Annotated in this window: 15 protein-coding genes; 9 read left to right on the forward strand and 6 right to left on the reverse strand. The window is 43.3% G+C overall.

What is annotated here, in order from left to right; translation table 11 throughout:
• Window positions 1-8 precede the first annotated feature (8 nt).
• From pstA to phoU, 3 genes are all read left to right on the forward strand, one after another.
• Complete coding sequence (gene pstA / locus L1D37_RS20880; protein ID WP_239849041.1) at window positions 9-1,703, forward strand: phosphate ABC transporter permease PstA; 1,695 nt, start codon at window positions 9-11, stop codon at window positions 1,701-1,703.
• Between the two features lies 1 nt (window position 1,704).
• Entirely contained in the window at window positions 1,705-2,523 is an 819-nt protein-coding gene (pstB, locus tag L1D37_RS20885; protein ID WP_239849042.1) for a phosphate ABC transporter ATP-binding protein PstB, read from the forward strand.
• 74 nt (window positions 2,524-2,597) lie between these two features.
• A complete protein-coding gene (gene phoU / locus L1D37_RS20890) occupies window positions 2,598-3,296 on the forward strand; it encodes a phosphate signaling complex protein PhoU (RefSeq protein ID WP_017632981.1) in 699 nt (232 codons plus the stop codon).
• Window positions 3,297-3,323: 27 nt separating this feature from the next.
• Here phoU and L1D37_RS20895 read toward each other — a convergent pair whose 3' ends face one another.
• The 5 genes from L1D37_RS20895 to L1D37_RS20915 form a co-directional block, all read right to left on the reverse strand.
• Window positions 3,324-3,815 carry a hypothetical protein gene (locus L1D37_RS20895; RefSeq protein ID WP_239849043.1) on the reverse strand — a complete coding sequence of 164 codons (492 nt, stop codon included), beginning with the start codon at window positions 3,813-3,815 and terminating at the stop codon, window positions 3,324-3,326.
• Window positions 3,816-3,878: 63 nt separating this feature from the next.
• The gene (locus L1D37_RS20900) at window positions 3,879-4,436 is read right to left on the reverse strand and encodes a porin family protein (RefSeq protein ID WP_239849044.1); all 558 of its coding nucleotides are present in this window, start codon (window positions 4,434-4,436) and stop codon (window positions 3,879-3,881) included.
• Window positions 4,437-4,555: 119 nt separating this feature from the next.
• The gene (locus L1D37_RS20905) at window positions 4,556-5,497 is read right to left on the reverse strand and encodes a LysR family transcriptional regulator (RefSeq protein ID WP_239849045.1); all 942 of its coding nucleotides are present in this window, start codon (window positions 5,495-5,497) and stop codon (window positions 4,556-4,558) included.
• A 101-nt stretch (window positions 5,498-5,598) separates the two neighbouring features.
• Window positions 5,599-6,342 carry a copper homeostasis protein CutC gene (locus tag L1D37_RS20910; RefSeq protein WP_239849046.1) on the reverse strand — a complete coding sequence of 248 codons (744 nt, stop codon included), beginning with the start codon at window positions 6,340-6,342 and terminating at the stop codon, window positions 5,599-5,601.
• A 317-nt stretch (window positions 6,343-6,659) separates the two neighbouring features.
• Complete coding sequence (locus L1D37_RS20915) at window positions 6,660-7,268, reverse strand: peroxiredoxin C (protein WP_004740353.1); 609 nt, start codon at window positions 7,266-7,268, stop codon at window positions 6,660-6,662.
• 210 nt (window positions 7,269-7,478) lie between these two features.
• On the opposite strand from L1D37_RS20915, the gene L1D37_RS20920 reads away from it, so the two are divergent.
• Together L1D37_RS20920 and L1D37_RS20925 are read left to right on the forward strand one after the other, a co-directional pair.
• Entirely contained in the window at window positions 7,479-8,384 is a 906-nt protein-coding gene (locus L1D37_RS20920) for a hydrogen peroxide-inducible genes activator (protein ID WP_239849047.1), read from the forward strand.
• A 348-nt stretch (window positions 8,385-8,732) separates the two neighbouring features.
• Window positions 8,733-11,711 carry a hypothetical protein gene (locus L1D37_RS20925; RefSeq protein WP_239849048.1) on the forward strand — a complete coding sequence of 993 codons (2,979 nt, stop codon included), beginning with the start codon at window positions 8,733-8,735 and terminating at the stop codon, window positions 11,709-11,711.
• A gap of 64 nt (window positions 11,712-11,775) precedes the next feature.
• Here L1D37_RS20925 and L1D37_RS20930 read toward each other — a convergent pair whose 3' ends face one another.
• Entirely contained in the window at window positions 11,776-12,222 is a 447-nt protein-coding gene (locus tag L1D37_RS20930; RefSeq protein WP_017629871.1) for a CBS domain-containing protein, read from the reverse strand.
• Between the two features lie 334 nt (window positions 12,223-12,556).
• On the opposite strand from L1D37_RS20930, the gene queA reads away from it, so the two are divergent.
• The 4 genes from queA (at window position 12,557) to secD (ending at window position 17,259) form a co-directional block, all read left to right on the forward strand.
• A complete protein-coding gene (queA, locus tag L1D37_RS20935; protein WP_017629870.1) occupies window positions 12,557-13,609 on the forward strand; it encodes a tRNA preQ1(34) S-adenosylmethionine ribosyltransferase-isomerase QueA in 1,053 nt (350 codons plus the stop codon).
• Window positions 13,610-13,804: 195 nt separating this feature from the next.
• Entirely contained in the window at window positions 13,805-14,941 is a 1,137-nt protein-coding gene (tgt, locus tag L1D37_RS20940; protein WP_017056177.1) for a tRNA guanosine(34) transglycosylase Tgt, read from the forward strand.
• Between the two features lie 111 nt (window positions 14,942-15,052).
• Window positions 15,053-15,382, forward strand: coding sequence for a preprotein translocase subunit YajC (gene yajC, locus L1D37_RS20945; protein WP_010440492.1), 330 nt, complete (start codon window positions 15,053-15,055; stop codon window positions 15,380-15,382).
• Window positions 15,383-15,402: 20 nt separating this feature from the next.
• Window positions 15,403-17,259: a protein translocase subunit SecD gene (gene secD, locus L1D37_RS20950; protein WP_123309911.1), complete on the forward strand. Its 1,857-nt coding sequence runs from the start codon at window positions 15,403-15,405 to the stop codon at window positions 17,257-17,259.

Consider the following 17,259-nt stretch of genomic DNA (forward strand, 5'->3'; position numbering starts at 1 on the left):
GCCTCTTCATGTTTAAGTGGATTAAATCGGGATCTCCTTGGATATGGCTAACTGGTGGTGCCGTTAGTATTAGTATGCTGTCGGTACTTGGCTTGATCTTGTTCATTGGTTGGAAAGGGCTGACCTATTTCTGGCCTGCGCCTCTTTATCAGTGGCAAGTGAATGAGACAGAAAGCCTTGCCAATGTGCCATTTCAACATCAAGAGATGGCGAAGAATCGTTTAATTGGTCAACTTTATGAACGTAAATATATTCCGGTTGAACAACTGTCGAATGTGCAGGATAAGAAGTTACCACAAGAGATCATCGATAAAGGGTTAGTTCGACGTCTGAGCATCAAGATCGCTAACCGTGAATTGTACCCTGCAGACTTTGTGTCAATTCTTGAGGTAAACCTGAAAGAACCGACGACGCCAAAAGAGTGGGCAGTGATCGAGCGTAGCCGCGGTGGCTACTTTTTCGGAAAACCGGTTGGCTTTAGGAGTGCAGACGGTGTTCTAACCGATGACATCGAGAAAGAACTGGTCAAAGGTTTAACTCACGCAGATACATTGCGTGATGAAATTCAAAAGATTGTTAACCAAACGGTTCGAACGACTAGTTGGTCGTTGGAGCAGTTACGTTTAAAAAAGCGTAAAAAAGAGCTTAATGACAACCTATCCGAGCAAGAGCGACAAGAGCTGGAATCTAAACGTTTGGCTTTAGGTCAAGAGCTCGCCTCTGGAGAGTATCAACTTGATTCTCTTAGGCAACAGCTCAACCTTGATGCTCTGATTGTTGAAGATATGACGGGCAAAGTCGTCGAGGTTCCACTGAGTGAGATCTTAGACTTCTGGTTTCCTAACCAGATGACTTATCCAGAGAAAGTGCTGCATTGGTGCGAGCAGGTCTGGAAGTTCTTATCTGAAAACCCTAGAGAATCTAACTCTGAAGGTGGCGTGTTCCCTGCAATTTTCGGTACGGTACTCTTAGTGCTTATCATGTCGATCGTCGTGATGCCGCTTGGTGTCATTGCCGCGATTTATCTACACGAATACGCAAAAAATAACGCGTTAACTCGCTTGATTCGCATAGCAGTCATAAACTTAGCGGGTGTGCCATCCATCGTTTATGGTGTATTTGGCTTAGGTTTCTTTGTTTACACCATTGGTGGCTCGATAGACTCGTTATTCTATGCAGAGCGCTTACCTGCTCCGACGTTTGGTACGCCGGGTCTGTTGTGGTCGGCATTAACGCTGGCTGTGTTAACATTGCCTGTTGTTATTGTGACCGCCGAAGAAGGCTTAACTCGAATCCCAAGCTCTGTGAGACACGGTTCTTTAGCTTTGGGCGCAACCCAATCTGAAACATTGTGGCGAATCGTTTTACCCATGGCGAGCCCTGCGATTATTACTGGGCTTATTCTGGCTGTGGCTCGTGCTGCGGGAGAAGTGGCGCCATTAATGCTGGTGGGTGTAGTGAAACTAGCGTCGAGCTTACCTGTCGATGCGCAGTTCCCGTATGTACACCTCGACCGAAAATTTATGCATTTAGGTTTTCATATCTATGATGTGGGCTTCCAAACATCAAACATAGAAGCAGCAAGACCTCTAGTTTACGCAACGTCATTTTTGCTGGTTACCGTGATTGTTGGGTTGAACTTAACGGCAATTAACATTCGAAATAACTTGCGTGAAAAGTACCGAACCTTAGGACAAGATTAAGATGTTCTCAATTAATGAAACCTTGGGTTATCAAGCACCTTTAGATGTGCACAACCTAACTGAAGAGCAAACAGCCATCTCGATTGAGGGCCTGAACCTATACTATAAAGAAGCTCAGGCGCTTGATGATATATCAATGACGATACCGAAAGGGCAGGTGACGGCTTTTATCGGCCCTTCTGGTTGTGGCAAATCGACACTGCTTCGTTGTATTAACCGTATGAACGATCTTGTCGAAGGTTGTAGAGTATCTGGCAAAGTGAAGTTGTACGGTAATAACGTTTATCACCCTAAGGTTGATGTTGCGACCTTACGACGCCGTGTTGGTATGGTATTTCAACGCCCGAATCCTTTTCCTAAATCGATTTATGAGAATGTGGTGTACGGGTTGAGACTACAAGGCGTGACCAACAGCCGTGACTTAGATGATGCTGTTGAGCGTTCATTACGTGCCGCGGCGCTATGGGATGAAGTAAAAGATCGTTTGCATGAAAATGCCTTTGGTTTATCAGGTGGTCAGCAACAGCGTTTGGTCATCGCTCGCGCGGTGGCAATTGAGCCGGAAGTACTTTTGCTTGATGAACCGACATCAGCCTTGGATCCGATTTCTACTCTGACGATTGAAGAGTTGATCAACGATCTAAAAACGCAATACACCGTAGTGATCGTGACCCATAACATGCAACAGGCCGCTCGTGTGAGTGACCACACTGCGTTTATTCATATGGGAAAATTGATCGAGTACTCAGATACGGATTCAATATTCACGTCACCATTGAAAAATCAAACGGAAGACTACATTACTGGTAGATATGGCTAACGTGATCGTTCGCGCCATATAGAGCTGAGCCACTCTTATGTAAACGGCTTAATTCATTTCTTTAAGGAGCTGACATGCATTTTGGTCGCCACATCTCAGGACAATTCAATGTTGAATTAGAGTCTATCCGTACTCATGTACTTACTATGGGCGGGTTAGTGGAGCAGCAGCTTTCTTTTGCGATGCAAGCGCTTCACAAAGATGATGTGGAGTTGGCTAAAAAAGTCATTCGTGACGACCATAAAGTAAATGCGATGGAAGTGTCGATTGATGAGGCATGTACGCGAATCATTGCCAAGCGTCAGCCAACAGCGAAAGATTTGCGCTTGATTATGGCGATCATCAAGACCATTACTGATCTGGAACGTATTGGTGACGTTGCTTCTAAAATAGCGCAAGGTGCTATCGAGATCCCTTCGACTAAAGAACAAAAATTCCATGTGTCTTTAGAACCACTGTGTCGACAAGCGATTACCATGCTGCATCAGGTTTTGGATGCTTTTGCACGAATGGATGTAGATGCGGCAGCCGAAGTGCATAAACTTGATGACAAGCTTGATGCTGAATACGAAGCTGTGATTCGCCAGTTAATGACTTACATGATGGAAGATCCAAAGAACATTCCTAACATCTTACAAGTGATGTGGTCTGCACGAGCTATTGAGCGTGTAGGGGATCGTTGTCAGAATATTTGTGAATACATCATCTATTTTGTGAAAGGTAAAGATGTTCGTCACCTAGGAGAGCAAAGCCTAGATGACGTTTTACGATAGCGGTCTTATCTTAAAAACCTAATCAATCTAGAAGCGTATGATTGCCCCTAGGTTGAGGTTGATGGTGGTGTTATAAGGCACGAAAGTCTTATTGTGATCAAAAATATTTAAGTCTGCGCCGGCTCTCAAGGCCAATACTGAATTAGCTTGATACACGTAAGCACCACCTAAACTTAAGCCTGTCGCCGTTTTCCTTTCAGTGACACCTGAGCGTGTTTTCTCACCGTCATAATCAGCGAATCCAATCTCAGCTTGAAAGCCATGTACCTGCTTTGAACCAAACATGTTCTGTATGCCAACTCGATACGAATTTACCGTTTCATCATAACGGTCGCTTTCATACCAAATATCTGAGTAGCTTAAGTAAACCGCACCTAGATCCGCGACATGGCTCACGCCAACTTGAACACCAAACCCATGATACAGACCTATTTTAAATTCTGGTGAAAGGTGAAGACCGGTTGCAGAGGCTGAAGTCGAAAGTAAGGCAAGCAAAAGCAGGGGAGTTTTTATCTTCATAACAATACCTAGAGCATATAGCCGTCCTTGGCTGCAATGAATTTAGAGTCGAATCGTTTGGTTTTAGAACTTGTAACCAAAGGTGATTGATAATTGGTCGATGTCGTAATCATCCATCATGATGAAGTTGAAACGCAGGTCACTGTATAGGCCGAAATCAAAGTTAGCTCGAACACCAGTTCCCAATAGAAGTGATGTTTCTTTGTCCTTCAGAGTAATGCTACCTCCCGGCTCTTTTAAAGTAAGTTTTTCTTCGACACGAGCAACACCAATAGCACCGTAAGGTTTAATACTGAAGCCATTTAGTAAGAAAGCGTAGCCAATATCTGAGTCAATTTTGAACGTTGACACTTTAGAATCGTACCCATATCCATAGTAACTCTCGTCGTCTTTGCTGGTATCCATCGAAATATTCACACCAACAATTCGATTGATGTCATAGCCGTACTCCAACTTAAGGCCATTGCCTAAGTCGCTGTTAGAGTAATCTGAATCAAGGTGGTCAACTTCACTAGAGGTAAAGCCTAATCCTACACGATGTCCCGAGTAGTCTGTATTTGCATAAGCTGCGGTTGTTGTAGATAAGGCAATGATTGTCGCGGCAGTTTTAAATAATTTCATAACACTCTCAATAAACTTGATATTGAGCATCCTTACTATGGTTTAATTGATTGACTCCGTGTCTATGGAATGAATATTAAACAGTGTTTTATTGTTATTCTAAGTAGGTGTTTATATATCTATGATAAGCAATTCTTATTAATCTGCATCTTCAATGCATTTTGAATAACATCGAATAACCAGAGTAAAAGAGGGTTGTTCCGGTTCTTGGTATGGATATGGCTGTAGACAGCAACCTTCTTGTACTCATCTGTAATCAAGACATCGATGGCTCTTAGGTTAGGGTATTTGTCGATAGGGAATAGATCTGAATGAGGTAAGTACATGTCTGAGTTATCTAATACGTCTAGAATGGCCATGATGATTTCAGAACGAAACCCGATCTTATGTGGGATGGAAAGGTCGCCTAGAATTTGGGAGGCTCGACTGAAGTTGTCGTTCCAACCTGGGGATATTAATGAGGCGATATCGTAGCCCGCTAACTCTTGTGGAGTTACCAATGTCTTTTGTATCGGATGATCTTTTCTAACAATCAGGCGTCCAGTCACTTCTACCAATTGCTTGGCATAGATTTCCTTCGATCGGTTTGGCAGTTCATACGCTACCCCGAGTAAAACTTCCCCTTTTTGAATATCTTCAGCTGACGATGTTGTCCAACTTGTGAGCTCTAGCTTAGAGTTCGGAGCTTGGGTCAGGATTTCTTTGTACAAGGTTCCAGATAAGCAAGACAGTACGACTGGAGATAGTGCTATTTTTATAGGGTAATCAATCTCTGTAGGGTCGAATGCACTTGAGGAGTTAACGGCTGTCATTAGGCCGTCGAGATGAGGTGTTATCTCGTTAGCTAGTTGTTCCGAAAAAGCAGTAGCTTGCAGCCCTCCATGCACTTTCACAAATAGATCATCCGAAAAGTGATGACGCAGTTTTTGTAGAGCTTGACTCACTGCGGGCTGAGAAACGAATAAACGCTCTGCTGCCTTTCTGGTGTTTTTTTCCTGGTAAACAATCAAAAAGGTGCGCAATAGGTTTAAATCAAGAGAGCTGAATAGATCCTTAGCCATAACATTCCATGAGTCGCTATATCGAGTCTATTAATATACGTGACTTCTAAGCTTTTACTAGCCATGTTGTGTTGGTGCTTAGTCAGCTCTCGGGTGTTTATCTATTTGTTAAGCGAGACTATCAGGTCTTGAATCTTTGCCGTGCTCGTTACTGGGATTAAGTAGTCGTCTACGTCGTCGTGCCCCATTTGAGCTTGAGAGGCTTGCGTCATGAGGCTTGGTCTTGTCGACTTGCCTGATAGATGCAGCGCTTGAACGCCAGTGTGCTTAAGAATTTCTCGGCCATTTTCAGCGGTAACGCCTGCCCCTGCCATAATGTCTAAGCGGCCTTGAGTGAGCGTAACCATTTCCTTGAGAATGTCTTTTCCTTGCTCTGCGTTACTTGCCAAGCCTGAAGTTAAAACACGTTCACAGCCAAGCTCTATAATCTGTTCTAGCGCTTTTTGGTAATCCTTAAGTTGGTCGATAGCACGGTGAAAGGTCACGCCAAGCTCTAGCTGGTGGGCTTTTGAGGTTAGTGTTTTCATCGCAACCATGTCTATTTCACCTTGAGCGGTAAGCACACCTAACACCACACCATCTAAGCCAGCATCAGTTGCTGCTTGGATATCATCAAGCATGCACATCATATCGTCATCGTCGAAAATGAAGTCGCCTTGCCTTGGGCGAATCATGGCATACACGGGAACCGACGAGATACGAGCGGCTTGCTTCATCATTCCGAAGCTCGGAGTCAATCCACCAAGTGCCAGTGAAGAGCAGAGCTCAATCCGATTAGCTCCGCCTGCTAGGGCATTGTGTAAGGATTCTAGGTTATCGATACAAACTTCAATTTCGATGTTCATGATATTTTACTCGTTCAAATTGAGACAGAGGAAATCATAGCAATCTTGAGACGATTCTGAATAGGTAGCGATAGAGGAAAATAGGGGTAAAGTTTCGCTTTGCGGTTACCTCTATTCATTGTGAAAGAGAGCATGGATTCAATGGTTACCAAAGTGCGTAAAAACAAAAAGCCCGAAGCGTTAACTTCGGGCTTTGAATAAGACTTTACTTCTTAACTGATTGGCGGTGCGCTTTGCGCTGTTAGCTTATGCTTTATTTCTCTTTAAAGAGATTCATCCAACCATTAACCCGTGTTGAGTCGGGCTTAAGAATGTAATTACTTGCTTAGGTCGTCAGCGTGCTCAGATAGGAATGCTGCAACACCTTTTGGAGATGCGTCCATACCTGATTTACCTTCTTCCCATTGTGCAGGACAAACTTCACCGTTCTTCTCGTGGAAGTTTAGTGCGTCTACCATGCGTAGCATTTCATCGATGTTACGACCTAGTGGAAGATCGTTAACTACTTGGTGACGTACAAGACCGTCAGCGTCGATTAGGAAAGAACCACGGAAAGCAACGCCTGCTTCTGGGTGCTCAACATCGTATGCTTTGCAGATCTCGTGCTTAACGTCAGCAACTAGAGGGTATTTAACTTGACCGATACCGCCGTCAGCGATAGCAGTGTTACGCCATGCGTTGTGAGAGAATTGAGAATCGATAGAAACACCGATTACTTCAACGCCTTTAGCTTGGAAATCTTCTAGACGGTTGTCGAAAGCGATTAGCTCTGAAGGACAAACGAAAGTGAAGTCTAGTGGGTAGAAGAAAACAACCGCTTTCTTACCTTTAGTGAATTCTGCGAAGTTGAAGTTATCAACGATCTCACCGTTACCTAGAACAGCTGCTGCAGTAAAGTCAGGGGCTTGACGACCTACTAGTACCATTTTGGAATCTCCTAAAAAATTAGTTGGCCCAACACATCTTTGTTTGGGCTCCGTTTCTACGCGACAAACTATAGTACAATCGGTACTATAGAAAAAAGCGAATTAAATAGATTAAGTTCATCGAAAAAAGCGATGAGTTTATTCTTTGTCCTTTTCTCAGGTCTTAGGACCTTCGTGTAACTTATCCTACTCATATTACAAAGTAATTTCATGAATAAATGGCCAAGTCTTAAGCAACTTCACTATCTTGTTACTCTTCACGAAACACGCCACTTTAGCGACGCCGCAGATCGCTGTTTCGTTAGCCAATCGACGCTCAGTAAAGGTATCCAAAATCTAGAAGAACTGATCGGTTGTCCTCTGTATGAAAAGAAGGATAAAAAGAGCCCGCTCGTTTTCACTCAAGCGGGAGAGCTGGTGGTGAAGCATGGCCGAGAGTTATTGGCGAAAGGGCAAGACTTGGTTGAACTTGGAAACTTATGTAATGGAGATGCGATGCAAGGGCAGCTACGAGTAGGGTGTATTCCTACCATTGCGCCATTTCTTTTGTGTGATTTAGTACAAGAAGCCAACCATCGTTTCCCGCAGCTAAACTTGCTACTACGTGAAGACACGACAACGAACTTACTTGCTGCACTGCGCCATGGTGAATTAGATGTATTGATTCTTGCTCTGCCTGTCGATATCGACAACATGGAAAGCAAAGTGGTTGGGCAAGACACTTTCAGAATGGTGATCAGTCGCAATCAAGCTGACGGTATTCGTGTCCCAATTAAATATGACGACTTGCCAGACGAATCTGTATTTCTATTGGAAAATGAACACTGCTTAACCGAGCATGCGGTATCAGCCTGTAAGTTAACCGATAAAGAGAAGATAAACCCGTTCACAGCAACTAGCTTGCACACATTGGTGCAAATGGTAGCGAACGGTTTGGGTACTACCTTTATTCCGCAAATGGCTATTGATCACGGATTGCTGGAAAATCAGAACTTAGTGGTTATCGACCCTCCGGGCCAGCAAGCGTACCGAGACATCGGCCTTGTTTGGCGACCAAGCTCGTCACGCCGTGAAACCTTCCATCAGTTAGCTGATGTGGTTTCTGAGCTACTTTAAAGCGCAGCGTACAAATAGATAAAACCTACCTTTGAGCGGCTATGTAAGCCGCTCTTTTATTTTTACGAATAATTGAACAAAACATCATTTCTAATTGTATATTTCGGGGGCGATTTTTTCATTATCTAATTAACCTTCGATTTTATTATCCTTTTTGTCATTCTACTTGCTAGGAAATGTGATCCTAATTAAGTTAATGGTAATTGCATTTTATAAAAGTTGATGTTGTATTCTCCGTATGGATAGTAAGCCTTGCTAATAATAAATAACTTTTATTGTTAGCAAGGTAAAGTAAATGACGATGATGTTATTTACTAATTAGTCAAAAATAAAATCAAAAGAATAATTATGAATGATACTAAACAACGTTTGGTAGGGCTCGTTGCACCCTTCTTCTTATTGTCAGGAATGGCTAATGCTTCAGGTGATAAAAACGGGAACGATTTGTTCGATGAGGTAAATTTAGAGCGAAATTGTTATCAGGAATTTATTGAAGGTGAACCTTGTTGGTCAACCCTACCTCAACTTTCTAATCAGCATACAGTCATCGAAGAAACTTTATCGAAATTGTATCCTCAGTATGCCAAAAATATTGAAAATAAGGACTTAACAGCTTTTCGTTATTTGGAACGTATGTTTACTCTCGATCCAAAAAGTGGCGAGATTATCGTTGCACTATCTGAAGTTAGAGAAGGAGCACCTTTCGATTCTTTATGGGGTATTGCAGAAAAACGTCAAGCTGACGATGCAGTTGAAACTATTGAAAACCTCGTTATCGAAACTTCCGACATGGAAGGTTTAGAAGCGGTACTTTTTGATATTTATTATGATCGCGCTACAGCCGATTTTATTTTGGCTAATCGTTCTACTGACCAAGCTAGAATACAGTGGATTGAGCAAGCGAGCACTTCAACTGTAGAAAAATACCGTCAACAATCTTTCGATATTCTATTAAATGCTTTTGATAGCTATTGGAAGTTGATCGAAAACCACCCTCAAACATTTGCTAGTTCGCAGCCATTTCGTGATGTGAAAAGCGCTCGATACCTAAATGACAAAGGGCAGTCATTACCTGTATATCAAGAAGACCTTTTAATTACAGGTTATAAAGATGCTTTATTAGCTTATCAGTTAATGAATGAGTTATTGTCTCAGCAATTACAACTCAGTAAATTAAAGGCAGTATCGGCGAGCTCTGCAGAGAAAGAATCTAAGCTTGCATATGAAGCAAGCTCACTGCTTGAGCGAGTTTCTTTAAAAGAGAAGGAGCTACGTCGTTTGTTAGGCGCTGATTCCTATACCCATATAATGTTGTCCTCTGAGCTTGATAAATTTAAAGGCAACATTGTTGATTTGAAATCTGTAGCCAACTGGCTCGAAGGTGGAGCTAACTATTTAGGGCTGCCTGATGATTTTGTTTTGTTGATGCCTGATTACAACTCGCAAGATAATATTGGGAACAGCTCATTCGAGTCTTTGGAAAAAGTGTTAGGTGGGATGTCACACTCATTAGAATATTCATTGAATAAAGCTCAAAAAGAGCGTGTTGATTACCACTACCAATTGGATTCATTTACACGAAACTTCGCTCAAGAAAATGACCGATTAAAGGCAAGATTGTTTACTTTACTCGGATGTTCGGTCGACTCGGATGTTAGACCTTGTAAAGAGCAGACCGAGAGTCAACGTCAAGGAAGCTTAATTGGCTACCAGTTGAAAAGCGTTCAAGCTACAAAGACCGAAGTTGAACGAGCCTATAGACTTCATAGTGAGGTGTTGAAAAACATATCGAAAGAAATTGAACGTATTGAGCAAGATAAGGATGTTAACAATGCGATCGGTGAGATTACGGTTAAGTTGGGTCTCAATGATATTCCTTTCAAAAGCTTAATTGATGAAAGCCAAAAGTCGACTTTGGATATGAATTCAGTGCTGTCTTCCGAAGAAGTTAAGCGCTCTCTTGATACCTTAGGTCGCTTTTTGAATGATATCGGTTCCACCGACTTGTCATCGACATTTTCTGCAATTGAAAGCTTACAAGGCGCTTTGAAGGGAAGCTCCATTGAAGCTGAATTATATATTCAGAAGTTGGCTTTGCTCGAGCGCTCAAGAATCAAAGGCTTACGAGCAGAGCAATTAGATGTCTTTACAGAAGGTCGGATTAAGGAACTAACGTTAGAGCTAGAAACTGCTAAAGCTGATATGGCTAAGTCGCTTTCTAATTTAGTTGATGATGCCGATAGATTGGTAGCCTTTAGTGCAGAAGCTCAACGTTTGGTTGCTCAAATAGGACAAAATGAACATCTTAAATCTGAACGCTCTTATGCTAATCCGCTGAATTTCAGTGCGTTGACCGTTGAAACATCTCGAGCTGAATCACAGTTCTCTAACCTTCAAGAATGGCTTTTTTATGCTGTACAAGCACTTGAGTATAAATGGCAGGAGTCGTTTTATGATCGCCTTGAGGGTTTTGATAAAAACTTTGTGTTTAAGCTCCAAGATACACAGCAATCAACCGCTTACTTAGATGCATTAAAGCGTTTTGACGATAAGAGGTATACGCCATTCGGCCAGAAAGTGACGGATGTTATTTCCCTAAAGGAACATGTTTTTGGTTACATCGATAATCATGGTGGGAAAACCATTTACTACCCTGCTCCTGATGGTAGCGGAGATATGTTGACTGCAGATGAAGCGTTTAACGCAAAGTTAAAGCTGCTTTCTCGTAACTTTGGCTTTGATAAATGGTTAACTGTAGAGTTCAGTACCGTGAAACACTTTCCTAAAACGAACCTTTTTCATGGCCCGATACTTGGCAACGAAGATGATGTGATGTGTTTAGAAGTTGCTGGGAATTACTCAGATAAAATTGACGGGATTTCGATTAACCTTGCAATCAATTATGACATATCGGGTGAATCTGCAACTCGCGCACTTCTTACTTATGGTGGTAATAACTACATGCGTAGTCGTATTCCAGGAATGTTAACTGATGATGGCGAAGGGCTTAAAGAAGATTTGATTCCCTATTCAACACGTTTTTCAGATATTTCCAATAACGGTGTTGTATCTAAAAGCAGTTTTAAACAGCATATGAGCGCTAATATCATGACTGGCTATCATGATAATAAAGAGCTCCTTAACCCAACTTATTCATTTAAAGAGAGAAGTGTAGCAGCTTCAGGGTGGAGGTTGTCTCTTCAGTTAGGTGACGAATATGGTGACATTGTTGAAACTGAAGCGATTGATGATATCCAAGTGATAGTGCAGCACAACCTGAAGGCTCGACGTGCCTCAATTTGCAGCGGCGAATCTGGTCCTTTATAACAACATAAATAACCTAACTTTGAGCCTCATCGTTTTATGAGGCTCTTTTTATGGCTTTCGAGTTCTACTCTACTTCAGCCTCTTCCGGTTCTACTTCTTCCTGTAGCTCTAGCAAGTTAATCGCGATTGTGACGAAGTCGCTGTCCGTGATGATACCGACTAGTTCGTGGTTATCGACGACAGGTAAACAGCCCACTTTGTGTTTCTGCATATAAATAGCTGACTCTTTTAATCCAGCACGTGGTTCTACCGACATGACGCTTTTGTGCATGATGTCGTTGAGTGGTGTTGAAAGGGTAAAAGATTGAGCTTGTGGGATGTTTTGTAGGCTTGATTCTTGAGCTGCGAGAACATCTCGCTGAGTAACCACACCAAGCAGCTTTCTGTCGGCATCGACGACTGGGATATGGCGGATATCAAGCGCTTCCATCATGTGCTTAGCATCGGCCAGTGAGTGTGAGCGCAATAGAGTATGAGGGTTGCGAGTCATCATATCTTCAACCTTGATCATACGAACCTCCTTATTTTTTATTTGTTGCTATCACTATAGTTTTTTATCCAATAAATAACTGAGAGCTGGCGCATTTTTGAGGGAGTTTTATGCAACTAATTCTCTAACTTGAAGCGGTTAATCGGTAGCATTATTTTACGCCTCTTTACAATAATCCATAGCTGTAAACCTTGCTATTGCGGCTCGTGTGCCTATACTAGCCCACTGCGAAATTTTTAGTCGTGTTTGCGCTTTGTTTACGGTATCAGTTTACTTACTGTAACGATTGATTAGCGACAACGATTTATTATTCGTCAACAGCACAAATCTCATCAACTAAGACAAGACTAGACACATGCAAGTTTCAGATTTTCACTTTGACCTACCAGATGAACTTATTGCTCGCTACCCTCAAGAAGAGCGTACAGCAAGCCGCCTGCTTAAATTAGACGGCAATAATGGCAACCTGACAGATGGTTCGTTTAAAGACGTTTTAGACTTGGTTGAGCCAGGCGATCTTGTTGTTTTTAATAATACGCGCGTGATTCCTGCTCGTGTATTCGGTCGCAAGGCATCAGGCGGTAAGCTTGAAGTGCTGGTTGAGCGTATGCTTGATGAGAAAAGTATTCTAGCGCATGTTCGTTGTTCTAAATCACCTAAGCCGGGCACTAAATTATTCCTTGGTGAGAACGATGAGTATGAAGCTGAAATGGTGGCGCGACATGATGCGTTATTTGAAATCCATTTCACATCTGACCAAAGCGTTTTAGAGATTCTTAACAGTGTTGGTCATATGCCGCTACCTCCTTATATTGATCGTCCAGATGAAGACGCAGATAAAGAGCGTTACCAGACCGTCTATAATGAGAAGCCAGGTGCGGTTGCCGCTCCAACAGCGGGTCTTCATTTTGATGACAAGCTAATGGCAGACATGAAAGAGAAAGGTGTTGAGTTTGCCTACGTGACGCTTCACGTTGGCGCCGGTACATTCCAGCCCGTTAAAGTAGACAACATCAATGACCACCACATGCATGCTGAGTACGTTGAAGTGCCGCAAGAAGTGGTTGATGCCGTGGCGGCTGCAAAAGCGCGTGGCGGACGCATTATTGCCGTTGGTACAACATCGGTTCGTTCTTTAGAGAGCGCAGCGCAAGATGCATTGAAGAAAGGCACAGAGTTAGTTCCATTCTTCGGTGACACTGAAATCTTTATCTTCCCTGGTTACGAATACCAGTTGGTGGATTGCTTGATTACCAATTTCCACTTACCAGAATCAACGCTGATTATGTTGGTGAGTGCATTTGCAGGTTACGACAATGTGATGGGCGCATACGATCACGCAGTGAAGAGCGAGTATCGTTTCTTCAGCTACGGTGATGCCATGTTCATCAATAAGAAAACAAGCTGATTTAAGCTAGTTATAAACGATATACATAAGAATTTACGGGTGCTAGCAGTAAGCTAGGAGTCGGGCAGGGTGTCTGTCTAATCTCTCGCAAGGAATACGCGACCGCTCCTCATAGAACCCACTGGACTGAACTTTTGTTTGGCTTAAGGTTCTGAATTAACAGTCAGATTGTTTCTCTGGCATATTGGAGGCTTCGTGAAATTAAAATACGAACTTAAAAAAACTAATAGCGGCGCACGTCGTGGTCAACTTCAGTTTGAACGCGGTACCGTTGAAACCCCAGCATTCATGCCTGTAGGTACTTACGGTACTGTAAAAGGTATGACACCTGAAGAAGTGAAAGACACAGGCGCTGAAATTCTATTAGGTAACACATTCCACCTATGGCTACGTCCTGGTCAAGAAATCATGAAGATGCACGGTGACTTGCACGATTTCATGAACTGGCACGGTCCTATCCTGACTGATTCAGGCGGCTTCCAAGTATTCAGCCTAGGTGCAATGCGTAAGATCACTGAAGAGGGTGTTCACTTCCGTAACCCTGTAAACGGTGACAAGATCTTCATGGACGCTGAGAAGTCTATGGAAATCCAAAAAGACTTAGGTTCAGACATCGTAATGATCTTTGACGAGTGTACGCCTTACCCAGCGACACACAAAGAAGCAAAAGACTCAATGGAGATGTCTCTTCGTTGGGCTGAGCGTTCACGTAACCACTTCGACAAACTTGAAAACCCGAATTCACTATTTGGTATCGTTCAAGGTGGTGTGTACGAAGACCTTCGTGATGTATCTGTTAAGGGCCTAACTGAAATTGGTTTTGACGGTTACGCAGTTGGCGGCCTAGCAGTAGGCGAACCAAAAGAAGATATGCACCGTATTCTTGAGCACACATGTCCTCAACTGCCTGAAGATAAGCCACGTTACCTAATGGGCGTAGGCAAACCAGAAGACCTAGTTGAAGGTGTTCGTCGTGGTATCGACATGTTTGACTGTGTAATGCCAACGCGAAATGCACGTAACGGCCACCTGTTTGTGACTGAAGGTGTGATCAAGATCCGTAATGCGAAGCATAAAACCGATACAACACCACTAGATTCAGAGTGTGACTGTTACACTTGTAAGAACTACAGCAAGTCGTACTTACACCATTTGGATCGTTGTAACGAAATCCTAGGTGCTCGACTGAACACGATTCATAACCTGCGTTTCTACCAACGAGTAATGTCAGACATTCGTCAGTCTATCGATGAAGACCGCTTTGAAGAGTTCGTTGCAGAGTTCTACGCAAGAATGGGGCGTGAAGTGCCACCACTAGGTAAAGAATCTTAGTATTTCTTTTTTGCGAGCCCTATCTCTCTTCCGAGTGATGGGGCTTGAAAATAAAGGGATGCAACCCAATTAGACAAACAATTACGAAAATATAAATAGAGGATGTTTTAAATGTTTATTTCTCAAGCTCACGCAGCAGCAGAAGGTGCACCAGCAGGCGGCGGTTTCGAAATGCTTATCATGCTAGGTATGTTCGCTGTGATCTTCTACTTCATGATCTACCGTCCACAAGCTAAGCGTGTTAAAGAGCACAAGAACCTTATGTCTTCTATGGGCAAAGGTGATGAAGTTCTTACAAGCGGCGGCCTAATCGGCAAGATCACTAAGATTGCAGAAGACAGCGACTACGTTGCTATCGAACTGAATGCAAACAACGAAGTAGTTATCAAGAAAGACTTCGTTACAGCAGTGCTACCAAAAGGTACTCTGAAATCTCTATAAACAGCTAGAGGATCCTCGCTGTGCTAAACCGTTACCCGTTATGGAAGTACCTGATGGTGGTGTTTACTATCGCCATCGCTGCGTTGTACGCACTTCCGAATATATACGGTGAAGATCCGGCAGTTCAAGTTACAGGGGCGCGTGGCGCCTCTGTAGATATGTCTACGCTGGATGCTGTCACCAATGCTCTTGAAGCTGAAAACCTTTCTACTAAATCCGTTGCTCTAGAAAACGGTTCCATTCTTGTTCGCTTTAACGATACAGACTCTCAAATTAGTGCTCGTGATGTCATCACTGAAGCATTAGATGAAGACGTAATCGTTGCTTTAAACTTAGCGGCTTCAACTCCTGATTGGCTTGAATCTATTGGTGCTGCACCAATGAAGCTTGGTCTTGACCTACGTGGTGGTGTTCACTTCTTGATGGAAGTGGATATGGACGCTGCGATGCAAAAGCTGGTGGGCCAACAAGAAGAAGCGTTCCGTAGCGAACTTCGTGAAGAAAAAATCCGTTACCGTGCGATTCGCCCATCTGGTAAAGATGCGGTTGAAGTGATTCTACGTAACGCAGAGCAACTTGCTGAAGCGAAATCGCTACTGCAATCTAAGCACCAAGACATGACGTTTGTAGATTCTGAATCTAACGGTCGTTTTTCTTTGGTTGCTAGCTTCACAGAGACTCGTCTTCAAGAAATCCGCAATTATGCGGTAGAGCAAAACATTACTATTCTACGTAACCGTGTGAACGAGCTTGGTGTTGCTGAACCTTTGGTTCAACGTCAAGGCGCTAGCCGTATCGTAGTGGAATTGCCTGGTGTTCAAGACACGGCTCGTGCTAAAGAAATTCTTGGTGCGACGGCGACACTTGAGTTCCGTGAAGTAGATAGCAGTGCTGACTTAGCCGCTGCCGCTTCTGGTCGTGCCCCTGCGGGCAGCGAAATCAAGCAAGATCGTGATGGTCGCCCTGTGGTACTTAAGAAACGCGTTATCCTAGGCGGTTCAAGTATTACTGATGCAAGTTCAAGTGTTGATGAATATGGTCGTCCTCAAGTTAACATCTCGCTAGACAGCGAAGGTGGTAGCAAGATGTCAGCGTTCTCTCGTCAAAATATCGGTAAGCTAATGGCAACGGTATTCGCAGAGTACAAAGACAGCGGTCGTAAAACACCTGAAGGCCGAGTGATCTTAAGTAAGCACGAAGAAGTGATTAACCAAGCGACGATTCAGTCTGCACTTGGTCGTAATTTCCGTATTACTGGTATCGATTCAACAGCTGAAGCTCATAACTTGGCACTTCTACTTCGTGCTGGTGCTCTGATTGCACCTATCTCGATTGTAGAGGAACGTACGATTGGTCCATCTATGGGTCAGCAAAACATCGATATGGGTATCATGGCGATGGTTTGGGGTATGGCTGCAGTTATGTTATTTACGCTGCTTTACTACCGTAGCTTTGGTCTGATTGCGAACGTTGCACTAATGGCTAACTTGGTGTTGATTATCGGTGTGATGTCGATGATTCCGGGGGCTACAATGACTCTGCCAGGTATTGCCGGTATCGTATTAACGGTCGGTATGGCGGTCGATGCGAACGTTCTGATCTTTGAGCGTATACGTGAAGAGCTTCGAGATGGACGCAGTCCACAACAAGCAATTCACCAAGGTTACGCGAACGCATTCAGCACAATCGCCGATGCCAACATCACCACACTACTAACAGCAATCATTCTATTTGCTGTGGGTACTGGTGCGATTAAAGGCTTCGCGGTAACGCTGTCTATCGGTATCTTGACTTCAATGTTTACAGCTATTGTCGGAACACGTTGTATCGTGAACCTGATGTATGGCGGCAAACGCGTTAAAAAACTGTCGATCTAA

Origin of the sequence: Vibrio sp. Isolate33, assembly GCF_022397895.1 — a bacterium.
Classification (GTDB): domain Bacteria; phylum Pseudomonadota; class Gammaproteobacteria; order Enterobacterales; family Vibrionaceae; genus Vibrio; species Vibrio pomeroyi.